Origin of the sequence: Streptomyces sp. NPDC102274 (assembly GCF_044766385.1) — a bacterium.
In the GTDB taxonomy this organism is placed as follows: Bacteria; Actinomycetota; Actinomycetes; order Streptomycetales; family Streptomycetaceae; genus Streptomyces.
The window spans coordinates 1-6898 of record NZ_JBIWLW010000099.1 but is presented as its reverse complement, the minus strand read 5'-3'; the positions used below and the strand labels follow the sequence as shown (position 1 = coordinate 6898).

The 6898-nt window shown below is 68.3% G+C and carries 9 protein-coding genes and 2 pseudogenes; 4 read left to right on the top strand and 7 right to left on the bottom strand.

All coding sequences use genetic code 11. The annotated features are described in order from the left end of the window. A partial coding sequence (locus tag ACIRQP_RS41870) for a transposase (RefSeq protein WP_403900653.1) occupies positions 1–281 on the bottom strand: 281 nt, incomplete at its 3' end. Between the two features lie 599 nt (positions 282–880). On the opposite strand from ACIRQP_RS41870, the pseudogene ACIRQP_RS41865 reads away from it, so the two are divergent. Together ACIRQP_RS41865 and trxA are read left to right on the top strand one after the other, a co-directional pair. After that, positions 881–1519: pseudogene (locus tag ACIRQP_RS41865) on the top strand (serine/threonine-protein kinase); the annotation flags it as partial. 117 nt (positions 1520–1636) lie between these two features. Further along, on the top strand, positions 1637–2005 hold the full coding sequence (gene trxA, locus ACIRQP_RS41860) for a thioredoxin (RefSeq protein ID WP_403900655.1): 369 nt from the start codon (positions 1637–1639) through the stop codon (positions 2003–2005). 41 nt (positions 2006–2046) lie between these two features. Here trxA and ACIRQP_RS41855 read toward each other — a convergent pair. The 4 genes and pseudogenes from ACIRQP_RS41855 to ACIRQP_RS41840 form a co-directional block, all read right to left on the bottom strand. Continuing rightward, positions 2047–3002, bottom strand: a pseudogene (locus ACIRQP_RS41855) (IS5 family transposase); the annotation flags it as partial. A gap of 87 nt (positions 3003–3089) precedes the next feature. Continuing rightward, positions 3090–3449, bottom strand: a complete 360-nt coding sequence (locus ACIRQP_RS41850; RefSeq protein WP_403900651.1) for a RacP protein — start codon at positions 3447–3449, stop codon at positions 3090–3092. Between the two features lie 59 nt (positions 3450–3508). Beyond that, positions 3509–4162 (bottom strand): DUF6192 family protein, encoded by a 654-nt coding sequence (locus ACIRQP_RS41845; RefSeq protein ID WP_403900649.1) that lies wholly within the window; start codon positions 4160–4162, stop codon positions 3509–3511. Positions 4163–4357: 195 nt separating this feature from the next. Then, entirely contained in the window at positions 4358–4936 is a 579-nt protein-coding gene (locus ACIRQP_RS41840) for a TetR/AcrR family transcriptional regulator (RefSeq protein WP_403900647.1), read from the bottom strand. Positions 4937–5023: 87 nt separating this feature from the next. Here ACIRQP_RS41840 and ACIRQP_RS41835 point away from each other — a divergent pair, with 87 nt between their 5' ends. Next, entirely contained in the window at positions 5024–5902 is an 879-nt protein-coding gene (locus ACIRQP_RS41835; protein WP_403900646.1) for an SDR family oxidoreductase, read from the top strand. Between the two features lie 77 nt (positions 5903–5979). On the opposite strand, the gene ACIRQP_RS41830 is transcribed toward ACIRQP_RS41835, so the two are convergent. Together ACIRQP_RS41830 and ACIRQP_RS41825 are read right to left on the bottom strand one after the other, a co-directional pair. Further along, the gene (locus ACIRQP_RS41830; RefSeq protein ID WP_403900644.1) at positions 5980–6102 is read right to left on the bottom strand and encodes a hypothetical protein; all 123 of its coding nucleotides are present in this window, start codon (positions 6100–6102) and stop codon (positions 5980–5982) included. Between the two features lie 161 nt (positions 6103–6263). After that, positions 6264–6509 carry a hypothetical protein gene (locus ACIRQP_RS41825; RefSeq protein ID WP_403900642.1) on the bottom strand — a complete coding sequence of 82 codons (246 nt, stop codon included), beginning with the start codon at positions 6507–6509 and terminating at the stop codon, positions 6264–6266. Between ACIRQP_RS41825 and ACIRQP_RS41820 the strand changes: the two genes are divergently transcribed. Then, complete coding sequence (locus ACIRQP_RS41820; RefSeq protein ID WP_403900640.1) at positions 6493–6852, top strand: hypothetical protein; 360 nt, start codon at positions 6493–6495, stop codon at positions 6850–6852. The genes ACIRQP_RS41825 and ACIRQP_RS41820 overlap by 17 nt on opposite strands. Positions 6853–6898 lie beyond the last annotated feature (46 nt).

The following is a 6898-nucleotide window of genomic DNA, read 5'->3' as shown; positions in this document are numbered from 1 at the left end:
TCGAGGAGGCGGTCGGCCCGGTCGCCCTGGGCGAGACGGTCGCGGAAGTCAGCCAGCACGCTGTGGTGGAAGCCGGGATCGTCCAGCTCCATGGCCATGGCGTACTTGAAATCGATGCGGCAGCGGACCGCCTCGGCGGCCTGCCGGTCCGACAGGCCGAGCAGGAACTGCAGCACACAGACAGTGGCCAGCTGGGCAGGCGAGAGGCCCGGGCGCCCGTCGCGCGGGTACCAGTCGGCGAAGTCCTCGTCACACCACAGCCCGTCCAGCCGGTCTCGCACCCATATCGCCGTCGTGCCAGCCGGATTGCTCGCCCGCGCGATCCGCGCGGTCAGAGGCGGGACTTGCTCACCGGAACGGGGACGGAGCGACAACGGACACCTCGACGACTTCATCGGTACTCGTAACAGCCCCGAGCATGCCCGCTGATCATGCTGCCGCACCGCGAAACTCCAAGATCCCCGACAGAGTCAAGCTCAGTGCTTGTTTCGGATTTCGTGGTTGAAGTGATCTTGTTGGCAGAGACTCGTCGGCGGCGTGCGTATGCGGGCGCGTGCCGGTTCGCCTTGTTGGTGGTTGTGGCCTGTACCGGCCAAGGGTCCAAAGGGCAAGGTGGTTGAAGGGAACGTGCTATGAGCCGGGTGGCGGTGCGGCAAGGTGAGGGAGTGGCCTGCTTCAGTGACGCCCCGGTGCAGGGCCGCCCCGTGTTCACCGCCGCGCGGGCCGTTGTGCCGCTCGGGAATCGCCTCTGGGCGCCAAGATCCGCGCAGGCGATACGTGGGAGCAGGTCTGCGCTGTTGCAACCGAGGACCGCACCTGTCGCGTCGGTCTTACTAGGGTTGTCTGCACATCGACCGGGGCAGCGGCACGCAGTGAGCGGATGGGGGTACAGGTGCGCGAAGGCATGACTGTCGGGGGCCGCTACTACGTGCGGGGCTTGCTGGGCAGAGGCGGGCTCGGCGAGGTCTGGGAGGCGATGGACGGCAACCTACAGCGGCGGGTCGCGGTCAAGTTCGTCACGGGTGTCATGCTGCATCCTGACGCGGCCGGGCGTTTGGCCCGCGAAGCTCGAACGCTTGCCACGCTGAACCACGTCGGTATCGTCACCGTCCACGATGCTGGAACGATCGATCACGACGGTCATCCTCTGCCGTATGTCGTGATGGAGCTGCTGAACGGCCTTACATGGGAGACAGCGCAGGTGGACTCGGTCGTCGAGACCGGGGCGCACCTGGCGGGCGCGCTTGCGTATATCCATGAGGCGAAGATCCTGCACCGGGACATCAAGCCCGCCAACATCATGATCTGTACGGACGGACGCGCCGTGCTGATGGACTTCGGTATCGCCCGCGATGACAACTCTCCGACCCGGACGGCCACGACCACGGGAAAGGTCTTCGGTACCCCCGCCTATATGGCTCCCGAACAGTTCCAGGGCAGCGCCGCCACACCCGCCTCAGACGTCTACGCGCTCGGCCTCGTCCTGGTCGAGAAGCTGACCGGTCAGCGCACCCCCGCCGCGCATCTGACGGGAAGCGCCCGTACCGCGATCCCCGCGCACCTGGTGTTGCCGCTCACTCGTATGACGGCCCAGCTCCCCCAGGACCGGCCGTCCGCCGCCGAGTGCGCACGACAGTTGCGGGCCCCCGCGACACCGGCCCGTGTCCCGTCCGGGAGGCGCACCGTAAAGGATGTGACGGACGCCAGCTTCCACGATGACGTCCTCACAAGAGCAAGGCCCGTACTCGTGCAATTCTGGGCCAAGTGGTGCGCCCCGTGCCGCCACGCCGCACTGGCGCTGGAGGCGATCGCCGCCGAATACGACGACCGGATCGAGATCGCCAAGCTCGACATCGACCGGAACCCGCGTACCGCTGCCAAGTACGGCGTGATGGCCATCCCCACCCTGAATGTCTACGTAGACGGCGAAGTCGCCAGGACAATCGTCGGCGCCAAGCCGAAGGCCGCGCTCCTGCGTGACCTGGAAGACTTCCTCGGTTCCTGATCCTGCTCGTCAGTCGACAGATTGACGAGCAGGATCAGTTGGCGGCGGCCGGCCGGATCATGCTGATCTGACGGTCGTCGTGTCCGAGTTTCCGCCGGACCATCTGCCGGGGTAACGCGCGAACGGGTCGGGGCAGCGCTCAGGCGGCTGCTGTGAGGTGGTCGGTGGCGAGTGGGGGTCGTGCGGTCCAGCTGGGTGTTTTGCGGGTGAGGCGGCGCGTCATGAGGGTGATGGATGCCCAGGTGATGAGGGTTTCGCTGACCTGCGGGAGCCGTTCGTGGTCCCGGCAGTTCCGGCGTGCCCGCATGATCCACGACAGACTGCGTTCCACGACCCAGCGGCGCGGCAGGATGACGAAGCCCTTGGCGTCCGGCGGCCGGCGTACCGTTTTGACGGTGAGGTCGCAGTAAGTTTTCGCCCAGGTCACGAGCTGTCCGGCGTAGGCGGAGTCGGCCCAGACGATCGCGATCTCGGGGTGCATTAGGTGCAGCCGGAAGAGTACTTCTTTCGCGGCGTCCCGGTCGGTGATGTCAGCCGGGGTGACCAGGACGAGCAGGACCAGGCCGCGGGTGTCGACCACGATGTGGCGTTTGCGGCCGTTGATTTTCTTCGCCGCGTCGTAGCCGCGGCTGCCCTGGCCGACCGTTTCGGAGGCTTTCACGCTCTGGGAGTCGATGATGGCGGCTGCCGCGCGGGGCATCTTGCCGCCGGCGATCCGGACGGCTCTGCGGAGCTGGTCGCGGATGATGCCGATGTCGCCTCCGGCGGCCCAGCGCCGGGCGAATCCGTAGATCGTCCGCCAGGGCGGGAAGTCCGCGGGCATCGCCCGCCACTTTATGCCGTTGTCGACCAGATAGCGGATGCCGTCGACGATCTCGCGGCGGGGGTGTTTCTCCGGCCGGCCCCGACCGGTCTCGCAGGCCGGAGGCGGCAGCAGGTCCTGGAGCAGGGTCCATTCGTCGTCGGTGGTGTCGGAGGGGTAGCGGCGTGATCGCACGAGGTGAAGCGGTGCCCCGGCCGGCTCAAGGAGGGGCGGGAGCCCGGCCGGGGCACCGGTCCTTATCTGCGTCAGCGACTCGCGCCCTTAGGTCAGCGCGATTGCGAGGCCGCCATCTCCAGGCTGGACTCTCGCTTTGACCTGCGTGTTGAGATAAATGGCCCAGCGGCTGCGGGGGAACAGGGCCAGATGCGGCGCGAGCGTGCCGGTGATCATCCGGCGGAACTGGGTGAGGCGTTCGCTGATCCAGACCCGTTCCCATTCTTCGAGTTCGGCCTCGGTGGCGCAGAAGTGGTAGCCGTTCTCGCGGGTCCACAGCATCGGCGGCCAGCCGCGTTCCCCGCTCAGGTCCCTGATCGCGGTCAGCCCGCTGCGGGTCTGATAGACGCTCAGTTCACAGGCTCCCATCAGCCGCTTCAGCTCCAGCCCGGCGGGGGCGGCCTCCATCAGCGCGATACGGATCAGCTCGGCGTGCTGTTCGGCGGCCGGGGAGCGCCTTCACACCGCTATTCGCCCCGGAGCATGGCGGCCAGTTCTTCGTCCATGTCGACCCGGCCGGTGGTCACCGCGGTCTCGATCCAGTCCAGCGTCGCGCGGGAGCGCGCGATGTTGGACGCCAGCACCTCGCGTTCGTCGTGCGACCAGGTGTGGTCCCGCATCCTGGGCACCAACCGGCCGACCTCCGCGGTGAACCGGTGAAACGCCCCCAGCAGGTCGACGAACTCCTCGGTCCGCTCGATCGCGCGGACCGCCGGCGCCACCGGCGAGTCCCGGCGGAACGCTTCGGCCTGCTGCCGGGAGCGGTCGACCTGGGCCCGGTTGACCATGTGGCGGGCGGTGTCGTCGGCCGCGACCCTCGCGGCGACCTCCGGGCGGCGCAGCACGTCGGCCGCGACCTTCGCGGCGACCGCGTCGTCGGTGACCAGGCTGTTCAGCACCTCGGTGCGGTGCGCGGTGGTCTGCGCGGCGTTGACCGCCTGCCGGGCAGTGTCGTCGGCCATCACCTTCGCGGCCACCGCAGGCCGGCGCAGCACGTCCGCGGTCACCCGCGCGGCCACCTCTTCGTGGCTCTGTTGATGACGAAGAGCAGCGTTTCTCGGGCAGTTCGGGAGGCGCGGACGCCTGGCGTCGGGCCAGGATGTCGATGAGGCGGGAGGCACTCTTCGGCTCGGCCGGACTTGTCTGCCGCCGGCATCAAGGCGAGTCAAAGACAAAGACGCTGGCTACGGGGTCGGGTGGCTCGGTGGTCCGGCTCCGCTGCCGACACGCGGACCTCGGGCAGAGGCGCCTCCCGTACTCGTCGTCACGAGTGCTCGATAAAGCCACCCGGTCGGCGAACAGCCAGGTGGCATCGATCAGCCCAGCGACGCAGTTGCCGCGCGCAGGTCCTCCAGGGCTGCCAGTGCATGAGGCGCGAGCCCTTCTGTGTCACCACGATCGCTTTCGGACCACTGGGCGTAGCCCCGCTTGAACGCGAGGACTCCCAGCTCGCCCGCGAGATGCGCAGTCGGGTCGGGGACACCGCGGGCGATGAGCGCGTCTGTCATGGCGGCCGCGAGACCGACGCTCTTGAGGGCGTCGCGCTCCTGAAGTTCGGTGCTGGCTGCCACGGCTATTTTGAGGCGGGGGCCGAGTTCGCGGTTCGTCGGCCCCATGGCGCTCGATGCGCGCTCGAGACCGGCTGCCACCGCTTGAAGCGGGCTGGCGCTCGCGGGCGCCTCGGTGATGCCGTCGGCGAGCAGCCTGCTGAGCGTCTCCTGGCCGGCGACCAGTAGCTCGCGCTTGTCGGAGAAGTGTCGGAAGAAGGTGCTCTTGGTGACGCCGGCGCGCTCGGCGATCTGCGTCACCGTGGTGGCGTCGTACCCCTGCTCGGTGAACAAGTCGACGGCCGCAACGACGAGTCGCTGGGTCGCCCCCGGTTGCCATCTAGCCATGAGACCAGAATAGGTGATGGGACACCTGTCCCGTCACCGTGTAAGGTCAGTGATGGGACAATAGTCCCGTCACTTGAAGGAGAGCTCATGCACGTCTTCATCACCGGCGGTACTGGCACCATCGGCTCCGCAGTCGTCGCTGAACTGCTCGGCAACGGCCACACCGTTCTCGCACTGGCTCGCTCGGACGGCTCCGCGCAGGCCCTTGAGAGCGCTGGTGCCAAGGTGCTGCGAGGAGACCTGGCGGACCTCCACGTTCTGCGGTCCGGCGCTGCACAGTGCGACGGCGTGATCAGTCTGGCGTTCGGACGCGACTACAGCAGTCCGGATACGCTCGCACGGGCCATCGCCGAGGAGAGCGCCGCTCTCGCCGCGCTGGGGCAGGAACTCATCGGTAGCGACCGCCCGATCGTCACGGTCTCGGGTACGCCCTGGGTGCCGGGTCGCGCCTCCACCGAGGCCGATCTGCTGCCGACCGACGGACCGGTGGGCGGTCGAGGCCGTTCGGTCACAGCGCTGCTGGATCTCTCGCGCGGTCTGCGCAGCATGGCTGTCCGCATGCCGCGCACGGTCCATAACGAGGGGCAGGGCGGATTCGCCGGCCTGTTGGTCGATGCAGCGCGCCGCACCGGGGTGTCCGGCTACCCAGGCGACGGCACCCAGCGCTGGCCGGCTGTGCACGCGCTCGACGCAGCGGTCCTGTTCCGTCTGGTCCTTGAGTCTGCACCGGCGGGGACGTCCTGGCACGCCGTCGGCGACGAGGGCGACGCGGTGCGGGACATCGCGACAGTCATCGGCCGGCGACTGGGCCTGCCGGTCGAGGAGGTTCCGCAGGAAAACTTCGGCCCGTTCGGCCCGATCTTCGCCATGGACCAGCCAGCGTCCAGCGCCCACACCCGCGATGCTCTCGGGTGGCAGCCGACGCACTCCGGTCTCCTCGAGGACCTGGAGAACATTCAGCCCTGACGGGTTTCGACAGAACACGGCCCGAGCAACGCATGCCTCTGGCCTGTTCGGCGACGACGGTCCCGAGGCCGGGGTGATCAGGCTGCCTGCGCCAGGTAGTACGGGCTGATGTCGTGCCGTTCTGCAGGCTGGGCCTTGCGGCGGGTGAGCGGGCGGGTCATGAGCGTGACGGCCGCCCACGTGATCAGCGACTCGCTCATCTCGGGCAGGCGTTCGTGATCGCGGCAGTGTCTGCCGGAGAGCGGTCCTGCGCGAAGCTGGCGGTGCCGGTGGCGCTGATCGAGCGTCCGTACTGTTCAGCGGGCATGGCGGGGCTCCGGTCCTGGTTGGCTGACGGTTGGTCGGCGACGGGGATCTGGGGTCACGTGCCCGGCGTCCGGTTCTCGATCGGTGTGCCGTCGGCGGTGCGGGCCTTGGCCTCGGAGTCGCGGGAGGCGTACGGGGTGCGGCCGGGGATGCCGTGCCCGTTCGGGCAGGTATGCCAGGTCTGCTTGAAACCGGGCTCGCTCTCGACCTCCGTCTCCCACGCGGTCTCGTCGAACCACCGGGCATCGGTCGGGCAATACCACTGCTCTCCAACGGTGCGGCAGGTGACCAGCTGGCTCACCCATCACCCCACCGCCCTGAACGAGGAGGACCGCACCGGCCTGAAGGAGGTCCTGGCCCGCTGCCCCGAACTCGACACGGCCGCCGGGCATGTCCGCGACTTCGGCGAGTTACTCGGCAACCGCCTCGGCGCCAGGCTCCCCGCCTGGATCGACGCCGTCGATGCCAGCCAACTGCCCGGCCTCACCGGCTTCGCACTCCACCTACTCCCGGACCTCGACGCCGTGACAGCAGGACTCACCCTTGACTGGAGCTCCGGCAGCATCGAGGGCGCGGTGACCGCATCAAGAAGATGGAGGCAGCTCTACGGCCGAGCAGGATTCGAACTTCTACCTGTTGACTGAACTACTTGGGGTATTTCCGCAGTCAGTGACCTGATGGCGGATTCGT